At 71.8% G+C, this 19,946-nt stretch carries 21 protein-coding genes; 20 read left to right on the top strand and 1 reads right to left on the bottom strand.

The window, feature by feature from the left end; genetic code table 11:
- Positions 1-96: 96 nt before the first annotated feature.
- From OG782_RS17155 to OG782_RS17115, 9 genes are all read left to right on the top strand, one after another.
- Positions 97-768 (top strand): hypothetical protein, encoded by a 672-nt coding sequence (locus OG782_RS17155; protein ID WP_406451875.1) that lies wholly within the window; start codon positions 97-99, stop codon positions 766-768.
- A 1-nt stretch (position 769) separates the two neighbouring features.
- Positions 770-1,348, top strand: a complete 579-nt coding sequence (locus OG782_RS17150; protein ID WP_406451873.1) for a nitroreductase — start codon at positions 770-772, stop codon at positions 1,346-1,348.
- Complete coding sequence (locus tag OG782_RS17145; protein ID WP_406451871.1) at positions 1,345-1,875, top strand: flavin reductase family protein; 531 nt, start codon at positions 1,345-1,347, stop codon at positions 1,873-1,875. Before OG782_RS17150 ends, OG782_RS17145 begins: the two co-directional genes overlap by 4 nt.
- Before the next feature lie 96 nt (positions 1,876-1,971).
- Entirely contained in the window at positions 1,972-2,115 is a 144-nt protein-coding gene (locus OG782_RS17140) for a hypothetical protein (protein WP_406451869.1), read from the top strand.
- Between the two features lie 85 nt (positions 2,116-2,200).
- Positions 2,201-2,644, top strand: a complete 444-nt coding sequence (locus OG782_RS17135) for a hypothetical protein (protein WP_406451867.1) — start codon at positions 2,201-2,203, stop codon at positions 2,642-2,644.
- Entirely contained in the window at positions 2,637-3,314 is a 678-nt protein-coding gene (locus OG782_RS17130) for a DUF6445 family protein (RefSeq protein ID WP_406451865.1), read from the top strand. The genes OG782_RS17135 and OG782_RS17130 overlap by 8 nt, the downstream gene beginning before the upstream one ends.
- A gap of 6 nt (positions 3,315-3,320) precedes the next feature.
- Entirely contained in the window at positions 3,321-4,058 is a 738-nt protein-coding gene (locus OG782_RS17125; protein WP_406451863.1) for a pentapeptide repeat-containing protein, read from the top strand.
- Positions 4,051-5,283 (top strand): MFS transporter, encoded by a 1,233-nt coding sequence (locus tag OG782_RS17120; RefSeq protein WP_406451861.1) that lies wholly within the window; start codon positions 4,051-4,053, stop codon positions 5,281-5,283. Before OG782_RS17125 ends, OG782_RS17120 begins: the two co-directional genes overlap by 8 nt.
- A 107-nt stretch (positions 5,284-5,390) precedes the next feature.
- Entirely contained in the window at positions 5,391-6,095 is a 705-nt protein-coding gene (locus OG782_RS17115) for a nucleotidyltransferase domain-containing protein (RefSeq protein WP_406451859.1), read from the top strand.
- Between the two features lie 180 nt (positions 6,096-6,275).
- Here the strand turns inward: OG782_RS17115 and OG782_RS17110 are convergent, their stop codons facing one another.
- Complete coding sequence (locus tag OG782_RS17110) at positions 6,276-7,436, bottom strand: pyridoxal phosphate-dependent aminotransferase (RefSeq protein ID WP_406451857.1); 1,161 nt, start codon at positions 7,434-7,436, stop codon at positions 6,276-6,278.
- An 866-nt stretch (positions 7,437-8,302) separates the two neighbouring features.
- On the opposite strand from OG782_RS17110, the gene OG782_RS17105 reads away from it, so the two are divergent.
- From OG782_RS17105 to kynU, 11 genes are all read left to right on the top strand, one after another.
- Complete coding sequence (locus OG782_RS17105; protein ID WP_406451855.1) at positions 8,303-8,824, top strand: DUF2617 family protein; 522 nt, start codon at positions 8,303-8,305, stop codon at positions 8,822-8,824.
- 84 nt (positions 8,825-8,908) lie between these two features.
- The gene (locus OG782_RS17100) at positions 8,909-10,507 is read left to right on the top strand and encodes a polyamine aminopropyltransferase (protein ID WP_406451853.1); all 1,599 of its coding nucleotides are present in this window, start codon (positions 8,909-8,911) and stop codon (positions 10,505-10,507) included.
- A gap of 90 nt (positions 10,508-10,597) precedes the next feature.
- A complete protein-coding gene (locus OG782_RS17095; protein WP_406451851.1) occupies positions 10,598-11,662 on the top strand; it encodes an SRPBCC domain-containing protein in 1,065 nt (354 codons plus the stop codon).
- A 21-nt stretch (positions 11,663-11,683) separates the two neighbouring features.
- Positions 11,684-12,478: an aldose 1-epimerase gene (locus tag OG782_RS17090; protein ID WP_406451849.1), complete on the top strand. Its 795-nt coding sequence runs from the start codon at positions 11,684-11,686 to the stop codon at positions 12,476-12,478.
- Between the two features lie 95 nt (positions 12,479-12,573).
- On the top strand, positions 12,574-13,113 hold the full coding sequence (gene pyrE / locus OG782_RS17085) for an orotate phosphoribosyltransferase (protein ID WP_406451847.1): 540 nt from the start codon (positions 12,574-12,576) through the stop codon (positions 13,111-13,113).
- A 201-nt stretch (positions 13,114-13,314) separates the two neighbouring features.
- Positions 13,315-14,337, top strand: a complete 1,023-nt coding sequence (fbaA, locus tag OG782_RS17080; protein WP_406451845.1) for a class II fructose-bisphosphate aldolase — start codon at positions 13,315-13,317, stop codon at positions 14,335-14,337.
- A 75-nt stretch (positions 14,338-14,412) separates the two neighbouring features.
- A complete protein-coding gene (locus OG782_RS17075; protein WP_406451843.1) occupies positions 14,413-15,600 on the top strand; it encodes a MalY/PatB family protein in 1,188 nt (395 codons plus the stop codon).
- A gap of 116 nt (positions 15,601-15,716) precedes the next feature.
- Positions 15,717-17,240, top strand: coding sequence for an MFS transporter (locus OG782_RS17070; RefSeq protein ID WP_406451841.1), 1,524 nt, complete (start codon positions 15,717-15,719; stop codon positions 17,238-17,240).
- A 93-nt stretch (positions 17,241-17,333) separates the two neighbouring features.
- A complete protein-coding gene (locus tag OG782_RS17065; protein WP_406451839.1) occupies positions 17,334-17,747 on the top strand; it encodes a DUF3151 domain-containing protein in 414 nt (137 codons plus the stop codon).
- Between the two features lie 156 nt (positions 17,748-17,903).
- A complete protein-coding gene (locus tag OG782_RS17060; RefSeq protein ID WP_406451837.1) occupies positions 17,904-18,752 on the top strand; it encodes a tryptophan 2,3-dioxygenase family protein in 849 nt (282 codons plus the stop codon).
- Positions 18,745-19,941: a kynureninase gene (kynU, locus tag OG782_RS17055; RefSeq protein ID WP_406451835.1), complete on the top strand. Its 1,197-nt coding sequence runs from the start codon at positions 18,745-18,747 to the stop codon at positions 19,939-19,941. The genes OG782_RS17060 and kynU overlap by 8 nt, the downstream gene beginning before the upstream one ends.
- The last annotated feature ends 5 nt before the right edge of the window (positions 19,942-19,946 follow it).

The following is a 19,946-nucleotide window of genomic DNA, read 5'->3' as shown; positions in this document are numbered from 1 at the left end:
GTCCGCTTTTCCGGGACGCCTCCACGGGCGTAGCGGAACACCAACGACAGTGTCTCTCATGGCAGTTGATTGAATCACACGGATGAGGACTGGGGTATGGAGAGAAAGTATTCGCTCGTTGCGGTCGAAGGTGTCGACGGAAGCGGAAAATCCACCCTGGTGGAGAATCTCCGGAAGAGCCTCCGTGGCAGCGCGCGCGTGGAAGTGGCCCGCCCCGCAAGGGCGATGACCGCCGCATTCCAGGAAATGGCCGAGACCGGCCGTGCGGAGTCGGTTCTGTACCAGGACCGGATACCCGCCGACTTCCGGCACGGCACCTATCTCCTGGAGACCGTCGTGCAGTTCCGCTACTGCCGGGAGCGGTTCGAGCGAGCCGATGTCGTGCTCTTCGACCGGTGGTTCCAGACCTGGGACGTGTACTGCGAGGAGATCGTCGAGCACCGCGACTGGATGGAGCGCCTCGCCGCCTCCGCGCCCCGGCCCGACCTCCTCCTGTGGGTCCGGGTGGACCCCGAACTGGCCTGCCGCCGGCTCGTGGAACGGCAGGACCGCTGGGCGCGGATCTACTCCCCGGCCGCCCTGCTCGACAAGATCACCCGGCTGACCGGGCGGTATGAGACGGTCATGAAGGAGACCGGCGCCGACCTCGTGGTGCTCGACGGCGCGCAGCCGCCGCAGCAGGTCCTGGCCGAGGCCCGCAAGCACACCGGCGCGCTGCTCGACGCCCGCCGGGACGCCCTCCCGGCCACCGCCGCGCGGGAGGCCTGAGATGGAGACCCTGCAGAGCGTCCGCACCCGGCGCAGCGCCCCCCGCCTCGGGGCTCCCGCACCGGACGACAGGGAGCTGCTCGTCCTGCTGGAGGCCGCGATGGGCGCCCCGGACCACGGCCGGCTGCTGCCCTGGCGGCTGGTCTCGCTGCGGGAAGGGGAGCGGGAACGGCTGGGGCGGGAACTCGCGGCATGCGCGGGCCAGGACCCGGAGGCGCGGCGGCGCGCCGCCGCCAAGACGCTGCGCGCCCCGCTGCTCGTCGCGATCGTCCTGTCGCCGGTGGACCATCCGAAGATCCCGCGCTGGGAGCAGCTGGCGTCCGCCGCCGCCGTGGTCAGCACCCTGTCCCTGCTGCTCCACGACCGGGGATACGCCTCGATCTGGCGCACCGGCCCCGCCATCGAGGACCCGGGGGTACGGACCCTGCACGGCCTGGCCGGCGGTGAGCAACTGCTGGGCTGGCTGTACGTGGGCACGGCCGCGGGCGCCGCACCGCCGCGTCCGCGTACCGACCCGGGGCGGTATCTCAGCGCCCTCACCGGCCTGGGGTCGCGGGCCCTGTCGGAGGGCGGGCGGTGAGCGTCGAACCGCAGGAGCTGCGCCGGGCGATGTCGGCCGTCCCCGCCGCGGTGAGCGTGGTCACCACGCTGGCCCCCGACGGCTCGCCACGGGGCTTCACCGCGACCTCCGTGGTCTCCCTGTCCCTCGACCCGCCGCTGGTCCTCGTCTGTGTCGGCCGTACGAACTCCTCGCACCGCGCGTTCGTGCGCGGCCGCGGATTCGCCGTCAACGTGCTTGCCGCGCACCACCCGTCCCTCGCGGCGAGGTTCGCCCGGGAACCTGCCGGAACGCGTTTCGAGGACGGCGATTTCGCCTTTTCGCCGGAGGGATTCCCGGTCCTTCCGGACGCCGTTGTCCAGCTCTCCTGCGAGCGCCACGAGGTGCTGGACGGCGGTGACCACGACATTCTGATCGGCCGTGTCGTGGGAATCGGGGGAACGGGCGGCGACCCCTTGATGTACGGCCGCAGACAATACCTGACTTTGTCTCGATTGCCCCCCTGTCCGGTCACCGCCACCGTCGTATCCGAGGGTCTGAGTGCCTAGCCCGTCCGGCCGCGGAAACGGGAGGATGAAGAGGCCCGGCCGGCAGATACGTCGGTGGGTTCGTAATTCCGTCAAGACAAAGATTGGTGGAACGACATGAATCCCGACATCAAGCTCGGCGAGTTCAACGAGAAGGAGTTCACCGACTCCTCCGTGAACAACATGATGCGGTTCACGGACTTCTCGCCGCTGTCGCGGACCGAGGAGAGCGCGGCCGAGAGCGCCATCGCTCTTCACTGATCGGATCCGAGGACCGCCGGGGCGGGCCGCACGGCCGGCCCCGGCGATTCCGGTGATCTCGGCGATTTCGGCGGAGGGGTACGGAGTGCGAAACGCGTTCTGCACGATGGCGGGCCCGGCGGCCGGAGGACCGGCCTCCCCGGGTGTGTACGCGCTCGGGCTGAGCACCCAGGAGGTGGACGGCTGCGACCGGGAGGCCCTCGTCCATCTGATCGGCCGGCTGGTGCGCCGCGCCGGTGAGCTGCCCGCGACGACGGTACGAGAGCTCCCGCAGGACACCCCGACGGCGATCGGCGCCCCGGACGGTGGCTGGCTGGCCGTGGTCAACACGGCTGCGGAGAACGCGGGCTGGGTGGTCCTGGACCCGTCCGCCTCGGCGCTGGCCCGGCTCGGCTCCGGCAGGCTCGTGCTCTGCGGCAGCCCCGGCGCCACGCTCACCCATGTGCCGGCGGCCTGCGCCGACCGGCTGCCACCCGCGCCCGCCCCGCAGTGGGGCACCAGCGCGCCGGGAAGGAGCCCCCATGTCTGAGCGCGGCCGCATCATCGTCGTCGACGACTTCTACGCGGAGCCCGGCAAGGCCCGGGAGTTCGCGCTCTCCCACAACTACCGCAGCGCCGCCGCGTACAACTACCCCGGCTGGCAGAGCGAGAAGATGCTGCACAGCCCGGCCCTCATGGAGGCCTTCGCCGGACTGACCGGACATCAGGTCGACGTGGACGCCGACTCGTTCACCTTCGGCGGTTTCAGGCTGGCGACCGAACAGACCGGCCGGCTGGCCAACGTGCACGCGGACCAGGCGGCGGACTGGGCCGCCATGGTCTATCTGACGCCGGACGCCCCGGACAGCGCCGGTACGGGCTTCTTCCGGCACCGCAGGACCGGTCTGGAGCGGCCCCCGACCGACGCCGAGGCCCGCGCCGCGGGATACGGCGACGCCTTCGCGTACGAACAGGCCGTCATCATCCCCGAGTACGCCGACGCCGGCGCGTGGGAGCTCATCGAATGGGTGGCCCCCGTCCACAACCGGCTGATCCTGTTCCAGGGCTGCGAGCTCTACCACGCCTCGCTCGGCGGCTGCGGAAGCACTCCGGCCGACGCCCGGCTGACCCACATCTTCTTCTTCAACGAGATCGCCCGCAGAGGACCGGTGTCCCTGCGCGACGGCTCCCGACCCCTGCCCGCCGGCGCCGGACGATAGGACACCGTGGTGCGCACCCTCCTCTCCGCCGTCGCACACGACCTGCCGGCCGCGGCGACGTTCGTCGCCCTCTCCGGGGCACTGCTCACCCGCGAGGGCGAGAACATCGTGGAACCCGGGCTCCCGGGAGACCCGTTCTCCCCCTCACGGCACATCGCCACCGCACCCGACGCCGCCCGGCTGCGGGCGGTGTCCGGCCTCGGGCTGCGCACCCTGGCCCTCGTCACCGAGCATGACGCCGGGCCCGCAGACGTGCAGCGGCTGGTTCTGCACACCGTCCTGGACGGCTGGAACCTGGTGTGCGTCCACGGCCGTGAACTCGACCTGAGCGGGGCCGACCTGCGCGGCGCGGCTCTCGCCCACGCCGACCTGCGGGGCGCGGACCTGAGCGGTGCGGACCTGAGGGGCGCGGACCTGGAACGGGCCGACCTGCGCGGCGCCCGGCTCGACGGCGCGGACCTGCGCGGCGCGGTGCTCAAGCGCACGAACCTCATCGAGGCCGGGCTGCGGGAGGCGGACCTGCGCCGAGCCGACCTCAGCCACAGCGACTTCCGAGGTGCGGTGCTGGACCGGGCGGCGCTGCGCGGAGCCGAGGTGTGGTCGGCCTTCGTCGGCCACGCGTCGATGAAGGACACCTACCTGGACGGCGTCGACATGTCCCGGGCCGACGAACGAGGAAGGACGGCCACCGATGAGGATGCCGCGCGGTCGGACGGCCGCGGCCCCGCCCCGGACGGTGAGTGAGCCCCCGCCCGCCGCCGTACGCAGACTGCTGCTCGCCCTGCTGCTGAACTTCGGGATCACCAGCGTCGCCTGCTACGCCCTGCTGCCCGTTCTGCCGGTGCTGCTGGAGGGCTGGCGGGCCGGTCCGCTCTCCGTCGGCGCGGTGCTCTTCCTCTTCAGCGCGCTGCGGTTCTGCGGGTTCGTCCTGGTCGACCGGGTGGACTTCAGCCGCGTACGGCCCGTCCTGACGCTCTCACTCGCCTCGGCCGCCGCCATGGTGGGCGTCGCGGCCCTGGTGCAGAGCCGCCGCATCGCAGTCGTCGCCCTGCTGCTCGGGGTCGCCGTGTGCATGAGCGTCAACTCGGTCACCGTGCGCACCTGCGTCGGCGAGTACGTGACCGATCCCGGGGAACGGGTGGCCGCCTACGCCCGCCTCATGGTCGTCACCAACCTCTGCTCGGCCGCGGGACCGATGCTCGGGGCCGTGCTCTTCTTCCGTTCCCCGGACGTCTGGCTGCTCGTCGTCGCCGCCGTCTTCGCGCTCTCCGCCCTGGTCACCGCGGTGGCCGTGCCGGCCGGACTCCGGCTGCGGACCGAACGGGGGAAGGCCGCGGGCGGCTGGCTCCGCACGGCGGCCGGCAACCGTGAGATGCGCCGCACCGCCGTGGCCTCGTTCCTCTGCTTCGTCCTCTACTCGCAGCTGTTCTCCGCGATGCCGCTGTACGTATTCGGAACCGGCCGCCCCGCCCTGGCCGGCTCGCTCTTCCTGCTCAACGCGGCCCTCGTGGTGGTGCTCCAGGTCCCCGTGGGCCGGATCGCCGGCCGGCACATGGCACACCGCGAAGGCGCCTTCCGGATGTTCGGCGTGGTCGCCCTGTTCATGGCCGCGTCCTTCGCGGTGACCGGGGCGGCGCACCTGAACCTGCCCGTACTGCTCGCCGGCATCGTCCTTTTCACCCTGGGCGAGACGGTCCTGGGCGCGATGAACGACCAGGCGTTCGTGGCGGTGAAGGGCGAACTGGACACCCTCTCCGCGGTGAAGTCGCGCATGCTCGTCACGGCGCTCGGTCAGTCCGTGGGCGCGTTCATGGGCGGCAGCCTGGCCCTGGCCACCGCCCACACCTGGGACTTCGCCGTGTACTGGTACGCGGCGGCCGCACTCGGCACCGCGGTGGCCGCAGCCGCCCGGCTGCACGCCCGGCGCCGTCCCGCGGTCAGCGGCCGGAGCCCGGCCGCAGCCCCCTGAACCGCTCCACGGCCTCCCTCCGACAGCACCTCCGCGCGCTTGCAGAAGGCGAAGCGCACAAGAGAAACCCCATGCGCACGACCGGCAGGGTGCTGAATAGTTGCTGCATGGATGCGATCGATGCCGCACGTGCCGTTGTGAAGGACCACCACCCCGACGCCCGAGCCGCGTTCCTGGGAGGAAGCGTCCTGACGGCCCGCCGTACGGCGACGTCGGACCTCGACATCGTGGTGCTCCTTCACGGTTCCCCAGCCCCGTACCGGGCGAGCCTCCAGCACGGTGAGTGGCCGGTGGAGATGTTCGTGCACACCGAGGCAACGTGGCACGCGTACGTCGAGCGCGAAGTGCGCAAGCGCCGGTCACCACTCCTCTGGATGTGTGCCGACGGACTGCTGCTCCTCGACGCCGATGGAGTCGGGGCGCGCCTCGCAGCGCAGGCCCGGAAGCTGACCGTCGCGGGGCCACCCCCGGTGTCCGCCGAAGAGATCGATGACCGCCGCTACGCGATCACCGACCTCCTCGACGACCTCGCGGGGAGCACCGACCGGAGCGAACGACTGTTCATCGCCACCGAACTGGTCAGACGAACCGGCGAGTTGGCGCTGGCCGTGGGCGGATCCTGGAACGGGGGCGGGAAGTGGCTCGCACGCCGTCTCGAGACCATGGCACCGGAGCTCGCCATGCGGCTGCACGACGGCATGCGTGAAGTACTTGAGGGGCGGATCGAATCCCTCGTGGCAGCCGTGGCCGAGGTGCTGGAGCAGGCCGGCGGCCGGTTGTGGGCCGGGTACAAGCGCGGTGGAACTCCATGAACGAGGCCGCCGCAGGTCGCCAGGCCCGCGTTGGAGTGGCCGCGCACAGCTGAGTGGCCTGTTGTTCGCCGTCTTCCCCCACCGGCGTCCTCCCACGTGGTGAATGTGCGGGCCGACCCCGTCCGTTGGAGGGCGAAGCGCGATGCGACGTTCTGTCCGGGTCCGGGCCCACAAGCGTGACTACCGCCGTTGCAGGCGGGTAGCGGCCTCGCGCAGGACGTCCGTTCTCTTGCAGAAGGCGAAGCGGACCTGGCTCCGGCCGACCTCCACGTCGTCGTAGAAGACCGAGTTGGGGACTGCGACCACACCGCACCTCTCCGGGAGGCTGCGGCAGAAGGCCAGAGCGTCCTTCTCGCCGAGGGCGGCGATGTCGGTGGTGATGAAGTACGTGCCCTGGGGGCGGAAGACCTCGAAGCCCGCTTCGGTGAGTCCGCCGGCGAGGATGTCGCGCTTGGCACGCAGGTCCTCGCGGAACCCGCTGAAATAGTCGTCCGGCAGGCGAAGGGCTTCCGCGACCGCGTACTGGAACGGCCCGGACGACACGTACGTCAAGAACTGCTTCGTCGTGCGGATGGCCGCTACCAGCGGGGCGGATGCGGTGACCCAGCCAACCTTCCATCCCGTGAACGAGAAGGTCTTGCCGGCCGAGGAGATGGAGACGGTGCGGTCGCGCATTCCGGGGAAGGAGATGAGCGGGGTGTGCTCGCCTTCGAAGACCAGGTGTTCGTATACCTCGTCCGTCACCACGATCAGGTCCCGTTCGACCGCCAGCTCGGCGATGGCCCTCAGCTCCTCCCGGGTCAGCACCATGCCCGTCGGGTTGTGCGGGGAGTTGAGAAGCAGCAGGCGGGTGCGGTCCGTGACCGCGTCGCGGAGGGCGTCGAGGTCCGGGCGGAACGCGGGCGCGTGGAGGGTCAGGGGAACACGGGTCGCGCCTGCCATGCTGATGCAGGCCGCATAGGAGTCGTAGTACGGCTCGAAGGCGATGACCTCGTCGCCCGGCTCCAGCAGGGAGAGCATCGTGGCGGCGATGGCCTCGGTTGCGCCGGCGGTGACCAGGACCTCCGTGTCGGGATCGAAGGCCAGGCCGTAGAAACGCTGCTGGTGCTCGGTGACGGCCGAGCGCAGCTCGGGGATTCCGGGACCGGGCGGGTACTGGTTTCCCTTGCCGTCCCGCAAGGCGCGGACGGCGGCCTCGCGGATCTCCTCGGGGCCGTCGGTGTCGGGGAAGCCCTGGCCCAGGTTGATCGCGCCCGTCGCGGTCGCCAGTGCCGACATCTCCGCGAAGATCGTTGTCCCGAGTCCGTTCAGCCTTCGGTTCAGCAGTGGCCTGGTGTTCATGTCTCCACCGTTCTCACTCGGGTACCCGTCGATCCTCTGGGGACCATCCTGACCCATGGCCGCTCCGTCATCCGGGGCGGAAGCTCTGGAGTTGCTCAAGTCTGCTTTGGCCGTGCGGGGGCGGGGGCATCCCCCCTCCACGCAGGAATCGGTGCGGAGCGGGGGGCCTCGCTTCGGGGGACGGAAGGACGTGAGGTCCGTGGGTGGTGTGTTCGTGGCGGGGATCGTGATCGTGGCGGTCGTCGTCTTCGGTGCGTCGATGGTGAGCAGCGCGAACCGGGGCAAGGCGTCGTCACGGCGCGGGCGCCGCGGTGCGGCCGGTGGCGCCGGTGGCGCCGGTGGCAGCTGGTGGGCCGGCGGCGGGGGCGGCGGCTCGTCCTGCGGCAGTGGCAGTGGCGGCGGGCACTCGGGCGGCCACTCCGGAGGCCACTCGTGCGGCGGCGGTCATTCGTGCGGCGGGGGGTCGTCCTGCGGCGGAGGGGGCGGATGCGGCGGAGGCAGCTGACACGGGGCAGCTGGTCCGCGGACGGGCAGGGGCACAACGGCCCGGTGCCCGCGAGGTGCCCGGCGGGGGCGGGACGGCCCGGAACGGCCGAAGGTCCCGAGTCCCGTCGGGCACCTATTTGTTGAGCCCTGCGGCGAGCCTGCGGTGAACAGATGAGCGGAAGGCCCCCGAGGGGATGGAAACCCCGTCAAGTTGGGCAAAAACGCTGTGAGTGAGGCGTAGTTCGTGATTCCCTCGGTTGAGAGAACATTCAGCCCTAGGACCCCAGTTGGACCTGATCGGGCGCTTCCCACCTCCCACGTGCATCACGTCGGAGGCGTCCCCTGTCCATGGGTCCATGTGTGTTTTGCGGAGCCGACCCATGCTCACGACCCTTCATACGGCCTATTCCGACACCCGAGCCGCCGATCTGGCCTGGGCGCTGGGGCGTGAACCGCTCCCGGCGCTGGCAGTGCTCGATCTCCATCTGTCCGGTGCGCAACTGCAGTTGCGTCTGCTCGGAGCATCCCATCAGGTGCTTCTCGAGGAGGAGCACGGCAGTTGCTCCGAGACCGTCGCCTGTATCCCCGGCAGCAGCACCCCGCTGCCCCTCGGGGTCTCCAAGCGGCTCGGCGACTGGGACTACGAGTTCGCCGCGCGTGTCGAGACCCTCGGTGCGGGTTCCTTCGCGGGGCGCGCGCAGGAGCTCCTGGCGCTCGTCGCCGACCACCCCCACGGGCTGGCCGGGACGTTCCCGGGCAGCCCGCACGCCTTCACCGCCATGCTCGCCCAGCGGACCGAGGGCCAGGTGCGGTGGCGCACATGGCATGCGTACCCGCAGGAGGGACAACTGGTGGTGACGCGGACCCGGGTGGGGGTGCGGATGCCCGCGGGGGCGCTGTGACGGGGGCGAACTCCCTTGCGGGTGCTCCACTTACATCCTTGTGGGTGACAAGCGGCGACGTGTCAGTGACGTAGCGTTCGCGGCATGATCGACCAGCAGGTGTCGCTGCGAGGGGGCGCGGCGCGGCTTCCCGTGCGACCGAGGACCGGTCGGTATCTCGTGCTGGCCGCTGTCTTCGTCTGCGCCGCCTGCGGTCTGGTGTACGAGCTCGAACTGGTCGCGCTCGCCTCGTATCTGATCGGCGACTCCGTCACCCAGGCGTCCGTCGTGCTCTCCGTGATGGTGTTCGCCATGGGGATCGGCTCGCTGCTCGCGAAACGTTTACGCGGCCGCGCCGCAGTGGGCTTCGGCCTGATCGAGGCGGTGCTCGCGCTGGTCGGGGGCTTCTCCGCGCTGGTGCTCTACGCCTCGTTCGCCTGGATCGGGGAGTCGCGGTACGCGCTGGTCGGCTTCTCGCTGACGATCGGGGTCCTGATCGGTGCGGAGATCCCGCTGCTGATGACGCTGATCCAGCGGGTGGACCGGCAGGACGCGGGCGGGGCCGTCGCCGATCTCTTCGCCGCCGACTATGTGGGGGCGCTGGTCGGCGGGCTGGCGTTTCCGTTCCTGCTGCTGCCGATGTTCGGACAGCTCACCGGGGCGCTGTTCACCGGTGCGGTCAACGCGGCGGCGGGCGGGGCGCTGGTGCTGTGGGTGTTCCGGCGGGATCTGACGGCCCGTTCCCGGTGGCTGCTGATCGCCGTCAATGTGACGGTGATCGCCGTGCTGGCCACGGCCGCGGTGCTGGCCGACGACTTCGAGCGGGCGGCGAGGCGTGCGGTGTACGGGGACCAGGTGCGGGTCGCGGTGCAGACCGACGTCCAGGAGGTCGTGCTGACCGGGGCGGGGCAGAGCTCCCTGGACCTCTATCTGGACGGGCGGCTGCTGGTCAGCGCGCGCGACGAGTACCGCTACCACGAGGCGCTGGTCCATCCGGCGATGAACGGCCCGCACGCCCGGGTGCTGATCCTGGGCGGCGGCGACGGGCTGGCGGCCCGTGAGGTGCTGCGTTACCCGGATGTGCGGGGCGTGACGCTGGTGGAGCTGGACCCCGCCGTCACCCATTTGGCCCGCACCGACCACGCGCTCTCCGCGCTGAACGCGCACGCCTACCGCGATCCGCGGCTGACGGCGGTGACCGGGGACGCGTTCACCTGGCTGCGGACGGCCCATGGACGCTACGACGTGGTGATCTCCGATCTGCCGGATCCGGGGATCACGGCCGGCACGAAGCTCTATTCGGCGGAGTTCTACGGCTTGGTCGCCGAGGCTCTCGCACCGGGCGGCCGGCTGGTGGTGCACGGGGGGCCGGCGGTCAGCCGGCCCCGTACCTACTGGACGGTGGAGGCCTCGATGCGGGCGGCGGGCCTGCATACGTGCCCCTATCGGGTCAGTGGGCGCGACACGGGCTTCGCGCCGGGGCCGGACCGGGTCACCGGCCGGCCGGCGGGGAGCCACGGCTGGGGATTCGTGCTGGCCCGGGCCGGCGGGAGGCCCGCGCTGGGCCTGGACCCCGGGGCGCCGGAGCTGCGGTCCCTGACGGGGGCGGCGCTGCGGGAGGCCGGGCGGCGGGCCGAGGCGGGGCGGCTGCGGGGGCAGGAGCCGTCGACGCTGGTGCACCCGCGGTACTGGGAAGGGCAGTGAGCGGTGAGCTGCCCGGCGGGGCGGCTGCCGGTGGTGCCGGGGGGACCGAAGCGCTGACGTGATGGCCGGGGCTGAGTAGGCTCGGTTTCCATGGAGCATGAGGTGTTCGTTCCGGTTCCGGTCCCGGCCCTTCGGCGGACGTTGAGCGATCCCGTCCGGGTCGCGCGCTGTGTGCCGGGGCTTCAGCAGGACGCCGACGCGTCCGCGGGCCCGCTGTCCGGCCGGCTCAAGGTCCGGGCCGGCGGCCACACCATCACCTACCGGGGCGTGCTGCGTCTCACCCCGCTGCCGGGCGGTCCGGACGCGGACCACGCGTACGGCGTCTCGGTGACGGGCGAGGGGGTGGAGGCCCGTGGCGGCGGATCGGCGGAACTGGCTCTGACCCTCCGCCTGGCGGAGCGCGACGGGGGTACGGCGATCGCGTTCGAGGGCACGGTGAGCGGTGACGGCCGGCTCGTCGAACTGGAGCCCGCGGCCGCGCTGTCGGCGGCCCACCGCCTGCTGGACCGGTTCACTCAGCAACTGGTGACGGAGTCGCTCGCCGCGCCCGAGGGGGCGGACCGGGCCGGTCCCGTCGCCGGCGCCGATGCCGATGCCGAAGCTGACGCAGAAGCCGAAGCCGAAGCCGATGCCGATGCCGAAGCTGACGCAGAAGCCGCCGGCACCGCTGTCGCCGCGGAGGAGCTGGCTGTCGGTGAAGCGGTGGAGAAGGCCCTTGAGGAGGCCGCCGAGGAGTCGGACCAGACCGGCCCCGGGCCCTCGGCCGGCGCGGACGAGGCACCGCCCACGCACGAGGCCGCCGCGGACGAGGCGCCGGCCGGGGAGCCGCAGACCGGCTCGCCCGCCGGGGAGCCGCAGCCCGGCAAGGACTCGCTCTTCGACACCCCGGTGCCGCCACCGGCGCTGGACCCGGTGGCCGGGATCGAGTTCACCGTTCCCGATGTGCCGCCGGCCGAGGCCGCGCACGCACGGCGCACCATGATCGGGCGTAGCGCCGAGGAGGTCGACCACGCCCCGCCGCGCGGCCGGTACGCACCCGTGCCGTCGCCCGAGTCGACCGGGGCGGGGGCCACGCTCCGCTGGGTGGCTCCGGCGGCCGCTCTGGCTCTCGCCTCCGCCGTGGTGGTGGGCCGGGCGCTGCGGCGCCGGAGGTAGCCGCGCCAGTAGGGTCGTCGTGTGAGCAGCAGCGAGAAGGACGTCCGGCTGTCCGTCGGCGACACAGAGTTGACCGTGAACCCCGCCAACGGCTGCCGTATCAGCAGCCTGCGGATCGGCGGCACCGAACTGCTGCGGCAGGGGGAGCGGTACGGCTGTTTCCCGATGGTTCCGTGGTGCGGGCGCACCGAGAACGGGCAGTTCCACAACGGCGGTGTGCTGCACCGGCTGCCGCTGACCGCGCCGCCGCACGCGATCCACGGAACGGGCCGTGACACCGCCTGGCGTACCGCGCTGGAGAGCGGGACGCAGGCCTCGTTCTACTACGACCTGGCCGACCCCTGGCCGTATCCGGGCCGGGTGACGCAGACCTTCGAACTGGCCGATGACTCACTCACGTTGGCGTTCGGCGTCGAGACGTACGGGGACTCCTTCCCGGCGCAGGCGGGCTGGCACCCGTGGTTCCGGCGCAACCTCGGCGGTGAGGACGTGCGGATCGCCTTCGACGCGGACTGGCAGGAGGAGCGGGGCGAGAACCATCTGCCGACCGGCCGCCGGATCCCTCCCCTGGCCGGTCCGTGGGACGACTGCTTCGGGATGTCCGACGGGGTGGATGTCACCCTCACCTGGCCCGGAGAGCTGGAGCTGACCGTGAAGAGCCGGACCGAGTGGGTCGTGGTCTACGACGAGCAGGCCGAGGCGGTCTGTGTGGAGCCGCAGTCGGGCCCGCCGAACGGGCTGAACACCGCGCCCCGCTACGTCACCCCGATCGATCCGCTGGAGATCGCGACGACCTGGAGCTGGCGCAGGCTCTGAGCACGGCCTGAACGGCGCTCTGCGCCTGCCCTGGCGGGGCAGGCCCGTGTGCGAGCTGGCGCCGTGTGCGAGGAGGGCGCCTTATCCTCGTAGCCATGACTGACGTACGTGCTGAGCTGTTGCAGCAGATCAAGGACAAGGCCGTGGTTCACGGCAAGGTGACGCTCTCCTCCGGCATCGAGGCCGACTGGTACATCGATCTGCGCCGCATCACGCTGGACGGCAAGGCCGCTCCGATGGTCGGTCAGGTCATGCTCGACGCGACGGCGGAGCTGGACTACGACTGTGTGGGCGGTCTGACGCTGGGCGCCGACCCGGTCGCCACCTCGATGCTGCACGCCTCCGCCGCCCGGGGCCAGGAGCTGGACGCCTTCGTCGTCCGCAAGGCGCAGAAGGCCCACGGGATGCAGCGCCGGATCGAGGGCACGGACGTCAAGGGCCGCCGCTGCCTCGTCGTCGAGGACACCTCGACGACCGGTGGTTCCCCGCTGACCGCGGTCGAGGCCGTGCGTGAGGCGGGTGGCGAGGTCGTCGCCGTCGCCGTGATCGTGGAGCGGGGCGCGGCTCCGGCCATCGCCGAGGCGGGCCTCCCGTACGTCCATGTGTACTCGGTCCCGGACCTCGATCTGTCCTGACCTGCGGTTTTCTTCGAGGGCGGCCTGTTTCACGTGAAACAGGCCGCCTTTGTCGTACCCCCGCAGAGCCCGTCCGCGAATGCTGGGGGAGTACGCCGGGTGGAGCCGGGGCCAGAGTCTGGGAAGATGGGGGCGACGATGACGTCGCCCCCAGGTCAGGGACCCAGCAACGCACACCCGCACATCCCAAGGAGCGGACAGATGCCCATCGCAACCCCCGAGGTCTACGCCGAGATGCTCGACCGGGCGAAGGCAGGCAAGTTCGCCTACCCGGCCATCAACGTGACGTCGACGCAGACCCTGCACGCTGCGCTGCGCGGTTTCGCTGAGGCCGAGAGCGACGGCATCGTCCAGATCTCCACCGGTGGGGCGGAGTTCCTGGGCGGCCAGTACAACAAGGACATGGTCACGGGCGCTGTCGCCCTCGCCGAGTTCGCGCACATCGTCGCCGCTAAGTACGACATCACGGTCGCACTGCACACCGACCACTGCCCCAAGGACAAGCTGGACACGTATGTGCGTCCGCTGATCGAGGTCTCCGCGGAGCGCGTCGCCAGGGGTCTGAACCCGCTGTTCCAGTCCCACATGTGGGACGGTTCGGCCGAGACGCTGGCCGACAACCTGGCCATCGGCCAGGAGCTGCTGGCCAAGGCCGCCGCCGCCAAGATCATTCTTGAGGTCGAGATCACCCCGACCGGTGGCGAGGAGGACGGCGTCACGCACGAGATCAACGACGAGCTGTACACGACCGTCGACGACGCGCTGCGTACCGCCGAGGCGCTCGGTCTGGGCGAGAAGGGCCGCTACCTGCTGGCCGCGTCCTTCGGCAACGTGCACGGCGTCTACAAGCCGGGCAACGTCGTGCTCCGCCCCGAGCTCCTCAAGGACCTCCAGGAGGGCGTCGCCGCCAAGTACGGCCAGGTCTCCCCGTTCGACTTCGTCTTCCACGGCGGCTCCGGCTCCACTGCCGAGGAGATCGCCACCGCGCTGGAGAACGGCGTCGTGAAGATGAACCTCGACACCGACACCCAGTACGCCTTCACCCGCCCGATCGTGGACCACATGTTCCGCAACTACGACGGTGTGCTGAAGGTCGACGGCGAGGTCGGCAACAAGAAGGTCTACGACCCGCGCAGCTGGGGCAAGTCCGCCGAGGGCGGTATGGCCAAGCGCGTCACGGCGGCCTGCGCCGACCTGCGGTCCACCGGCACCAAGCTGAAGTAATTTCCGTACGGATGTCTGCGTGGGCCCGGTACCCCTTGGGGTGCCGGGCCCATGGCATACCCGTGCCCGGCACGCATGAGTGAAGGAGCAGCTGTGAGCAGCACGCCGTACGACTTCGATACCGTGATCGACCGCCGCGGTACCTGGTGCGTCCAGTGGGACGGGGTCGCGGACCGGTTCGGGGTGGACGGGCTGCTGCCGTTCACCATCTCGGACATGGACTTCGCGACGGCCCCCGAGGTGCTGGCCGCGCTGCGGGCCCGGCTCGACCACGGCGTATTCGGGTACACGGACTGGCGGCACGACGACTTCCGGTCGGCGATCGCCCACTGGTACGCGACCCGGTACGGCACCACGATCGACACCGGCCGGCTGGTGTACGGGCCTTCCGTGCTCAGCCAGTTCTCGCAGCTGCTCCAGATGTGGACGGCCGAGGGGGACGGCGTGGTCGTCCACACCCCGACGTACGACGGCTTCCGCAAGGCGATCACCGGGCTCGGACGGGAGCTGCGGGGGGTCGGGCTGGGGGACACGGCCGCGCTGGAGCGGGAGCTCGCACGGGAGGACAGCACGGTCCTGGTGGTCTGCTCACCGCACAACCCGTCGGGGCGGGTGTGGACGGAGGCGGAGCTCGCGGAGATGGCGTCGCTCGCCGCACGCCACGGGGTCGCCGTGATCAGCGACGAGATCCACGCGGACTTCGTGCACGACGGCCGCCCGCACGTGCCGTGGACACGGGTGGGCGGTGACGAGCGCTGGGCGCTCATCACCTCCGCCTCGAAGTCGTTCAACTTCCCGGCGCTGACCGGTTCGTACGGGCTCATCGGCCGCCCGGAGGACCGGACGGAGTACCTGCGCCGGATGGAGACCGCGGAGGGCCTGGCCTCGCCCGCGGTTCTCTCGCTGACCGCGCACATCGCCGCGTACCGGGACGGCGGGGCGTGGCTGGACGCGGTGCGTGAGTACGTCGCCGGGAACCTGGCACTCGTCGCGGAACGCCTGAACACGGCGTTCCCCGGCCTGGAGTGGGAGCCGCCGCAGGCCGGATACCTGGCCTGGATCGACCTGCGCCGCGCGGGCGTCGAGGATGACGAGGCACTTCAGCGCGTGCTGATCGAGCAGGAGCGCGTCGCGGTGATGCCGGGGGGCGTCTACGGGGCGGACGGGTTCGTGCGGCTGAACGTCGGGTGCGCGCGGAGCAAGGTGGAGGCGGGGCTGGCGGCGCTGATCCGGGGGGTCGAGGCGGTGCGGGGCGCCGCGTAGCGGCGGTGAGCGGTGTCGCGGTGCGGTGTCGCGGTGCGGTGGGGGGGGCGGTGCGGGCTTGAAGGGGCCGGGTGTGCCGGGTGGCCCTTCGGGGCGTTGGCGTTGATGCTGAGGCCATGGCGGAGAGATCAGCAGACCCCACCGGCCTTCGCGTCGCCTCCCCCGCCGGCCGCTGGGTCGTCCTCACGACCGTGCTCGGGTCGAGCATGGCCATGCTCGACTCCACCGTCATCAATGTCGCCCTGCCCCGCATCGGCGAGGACCTCGGCACCGACCTGGCCGCGCTCCAGTGGACCGTCAACGCCTACATGCTGACCCTCGCCGGGCTGATCCTGCTCGGGGGAGCGCTCGGTGACCGGTACGGGCGGCGCCGGGTCTTCGTCATCGGCGTCGTGTGGTTCGCCGTCGCCTCGCTGATCTGCGGCATCGCGCCCAACGCCGCCGTGCTCATCGCCGCCCGAGCCCTCCAGGGCGTCGGCGGTGCGCTGCTCACTCCCGGGTCGCTGGCCCTGATCCAGGCGAGCTTCCACCCGGACGACCGGGCGCGCGCGGTCGGGCTGTGGTCCGGGTTCGGCGGGGTCGGGGCCGCCGTCGGGCCGTTCGTGGGCGGATGGCTCGTCGACGGGCCCGGCTGGCGCTGGGTGTTCCTGCTCAACCTGCCCCTCGCCGCTGTCTGTGTGCCCATCGCCCTGCGTCACGTACCGGAGTCCCGCAACCCCTACGCGCACGGCCGCTTCGACGTGCTCGGGGCCGCCCTCGGGGCGCTCTCGCTCGCGCTGGTGACGTATGCGCTGATCGAGGCCCCGGGCCAGGGCGCCTCACCGGCCGTGATCGGGTCGGCGGTGGGCGGGGTGCTGCTCGGGGTCGCGTTCGTCGGGGTCGAGCGGCGGCGGCCGGACCCGATGCTGCCGCCGTCGGTGTTCGCGTCCCGGCAGTTCACCGCCGTCAACATCGTCACCCTCTGCGTGTACGCGGCGCTCGGCGGATACTTCTTCCTCTCCGCGATCCAGCTCCAGGTCGTGGCCGGGTACTCCGCTCTCGGCGCGGGCACCGCCCTGCTGCCCACGACCGTCCTGATGCTGCTGTTCTCGGCCTCGGCGGGCGAACTGGGACAGCGGATCGGGCCCCGCATCCCGCTCACCGCGGGCCCGCTGATCGCCGCTGCCGGAATGCTGCTGATGCTGCGCGTGGGACCGGGCTCGAACTCGCTCTCCGGGTATCTGACCGAGGTGCTGCCCGCCGTCGCCGTCCTCGGCGTCGGACTGGTCACCCTCGTGGCACCCCTCACCGCGACCGTCCTGGCCTCCGTGGACACCGGCCGGGCCGGTCTCGCCAGCGGGATCAACAACGCCGCGGCCCGCGCCGCCGGGCTGATCGCCGTGGCCGCGCTGCCGCTGCTCGCGGGGATGGGGCCGGAGGCCTACCGGGACGCCACGGAATTCGCCGCGACCTTCCGGCGGGCCATGCCCATGTGCGCCGGGCTGCTGGTGCTCGGCGCCCTGATCGCCTGGGCGACCGTACGCACCCCTGCGGCGGCCGTGCAGGACACCGCACGGCCCGAGTGCACGGTGAACTGCGGTGTCACCAGCCCCCCGCTGGAACCCGCATCCGAGGCGGCCAGGCCGGCGGACGGCACCTGAGCGCCCGCGCCGCTACAGCGTGCGCCGGGCCCGGCGCGGCCGGTGTGCGCACCGGGTGCCCCCGAGGCGCCGGTGCCAGGCACACTTGAACCCATGTCGATCCACGAGAACCTGCTCGGGGGACCCGCCCCGACCCACCTGCCCGACGACCCGGAGCCGCGCGAGCTGCTCGCCGCCGGAACCGCGCCCGCCGATGTCGCCGCGAAGTACCCGACCTCCTCGCTGGCCTGGGCGCAGCTCGCCGACGAGGCGTTCGAGGGCGGCCGGGTCGTCGAGTCCTACGCCTACGCCCGCACCGGCTACCACCGCGGCCTGGACGCGCTGCGCCGGGCCGGCTGGAAGGGCCACGGCCCCGTACCGTTCGAGCACGAGCCGAACCGCGGCTTCCTGCGCGCCCTGCACGCCCTCGCGCGCGCCGCGCAGTCGATCGGTGAGCAGGAGGAGTACGAGCGCTGCTCGTCGTTCCTCCGTGACTCCTCGCCGACCGCCGCCGAGACGCTCGGATAGCGCTCGCGCACCCCTGCGGCCCCGCGGACGATCACCGTCCGCGGGGCCTGCGCGTTCCCCGGGGCTGCCGTTTAGGATGCGAACAGGGGACCGGAGCTCCACCACCTCACGGAAGGGGCGGACCGCTACCCGGAAGCTCGTGTCGAGGAGACAGTGATGTCGACGATCCACCCCGACCCCGAAGCCACCGGTGCGCAGACCCCGCACCTCGACTTCGCGGGAACGACTCCGTACGAGGACTATGTCCAGGCGGATGTCCTGACCCATCTCCAGCACCTTCGCTCCGACGACCCGGGCGAGATGGTCTTCCTGGTCACCACCCAGGTCATGGAGCTGTGGTTCACCGTCATAGTCCATGAGTGGGAGACTGCCGCGCACGCCCTGCGCGAGGACCGGCTGACCGTGGCGCGTGACGCGCTGAAGCGGTCGGTGCGGGAGCTGGAGGCGCTGAACGCGTCCTGGACGCCGCTGGCCCAGCTCACCCCCGCCCAGTTCAACTCCTACCGGTCCGCGCTCGGCGAGGGCTCCGGATTCCAGTCGGCGATGTACCGGCGGATGGAGTTCCTGCTCGGCGACAAGTCCGCGTCGATGCTCGTGCCGCACCGGGGCGCGCCCCGTGTCCACGCCGAGCTGGAGAAGGCGCTCGCCGAGCCGGGCCTGTACGACGAGACGCTCGCCCTGCTCGCCCGGCGCGGCCACGCCGTGCCCCAGGCCGTGCTCGGCCGCGACCTCACCCGGAAGTACGAGCCGTCGCCCGAGGTCGAGGCCGTCTGGGCGGAGATCTACGCCAACCCCGACCAGCACGACGAGCTGGTCCGTCTCGGCGAGGCCCTCACCGATGTCGGCGAGCTGGTGTGGCGCTGGCGCAACGACCACCTCGTCGCCACCCGGCGGGCCATGGGCTCCAAGACCGGGACGGGCGGTTCGGCCGGGGTCGCCTGGCTGGAGAAGCGCGCCACGAAGAACGTGTTCCCCGAGCTCTGGACGGCCCGCAGCCATGTCTGATCTTCAGGAGCGCGCACAGGCGCTCGACACCGCCGACGAACTCGCGCCGCTGCGCGGTCTGTTCACCCTCGACGACACCGTCTACCTGGACGGCAACTCCCTGGGCGCGCTGCCCCGCCATGTGCCGGCCCGGATGCAGGAGGTCCTCACCCGGGAGTGGGGCGAGCTGCGCATCCGGTCCTGGGGGGAGAGCGGCTGGTGGACCGCGCCGGAGCGGATCGGTGACCGCATCGCCCCGGTCGTCGGGGCGGCCGCAGGACAGATCGTCGTCGGCGACTCCACCAGCGTCAACGTCTTCAAGGCCGTCGTCGCCGCGACCCGGCTGGCGCCGCAGGGGCGCGACGAGATCCTGGTCGACGCCTCCACGTTCCCCACCGACGGGTACATCGCCACGTCGGCGGCCCGGATGACCGGTCACCGGATCGTCCCGGTCGCCCCCGCCGACGTGCCGGGCGCGCTCGGTCCGCGTACCGCCGCCGTGCTGCTCAACCACGTCGACTACCGCTCCGGCCGGCTCCACGACCTGCCCGGCCTCACCGCCGCGGTGCACGCGGCGGGCGCGATCGCCGTCTGGGACCTGTGCCACAGCGCGGGCGCGCTGCCCGTCGGCCTGGACGGGCACGGGGTGGACCTGGCGGTGGGCTGCACGTACAAGTACCTCAACGGCGGCCCCGGTTCGCCCGCGTACCTGTACGTCGCCGAGCGCCATCAGGCGGCCTTCGACTCGCCCCTGCCGGGATGGACGTCGCACGCCGACCCGTTCGCGATGACTCCCGGATACGCCCCCGCCGAAGGCGCCGTACGGGGCCGGGTCGGGACCCCCGACATCCTGTCCATGCTGGCGCTGGAGGCCTCCCTCGACGTCTGGGACGGGGTCGCGATCGAGGCGGTGCGGGCCAAGTCCCTGGCCCTGACGGACTTCTTCCTGGAGTGCGTCGACGCGTACGCCCCCCGGGGCAGGGTCACCTCCGTCACCCCGGCCGCCCACGCGGAACGCGGCAGCCAGGTCGCGCTGCGCTGCGAGGACGCCGAACCCGTGATGGGCGCGCTCATCGCCCGCGGAGTCGTCGGGGATCTGCGCCGGCCCGATGTGCTGCGGTTCGGTTTCACACCGCTGTACGTGGGGTTCGCGGACGCGGAACGTGCGGCGCGGGTGCTTGCCGACGTGCTGAGCGCTCCGGCGGCGTAGGCTGC

This window comes from Streptomyces sp. NBC_00876 (genome assembly GCF_045207435.1).
Lineage (GTDB): Bacteria > Actinomycetota > Actinomycetes > Streptomycetales > Streptomycetaceae > Streptomyces.
This window is presented reverse-complemented; position numbering and strand designations above follow the sequence as displayed.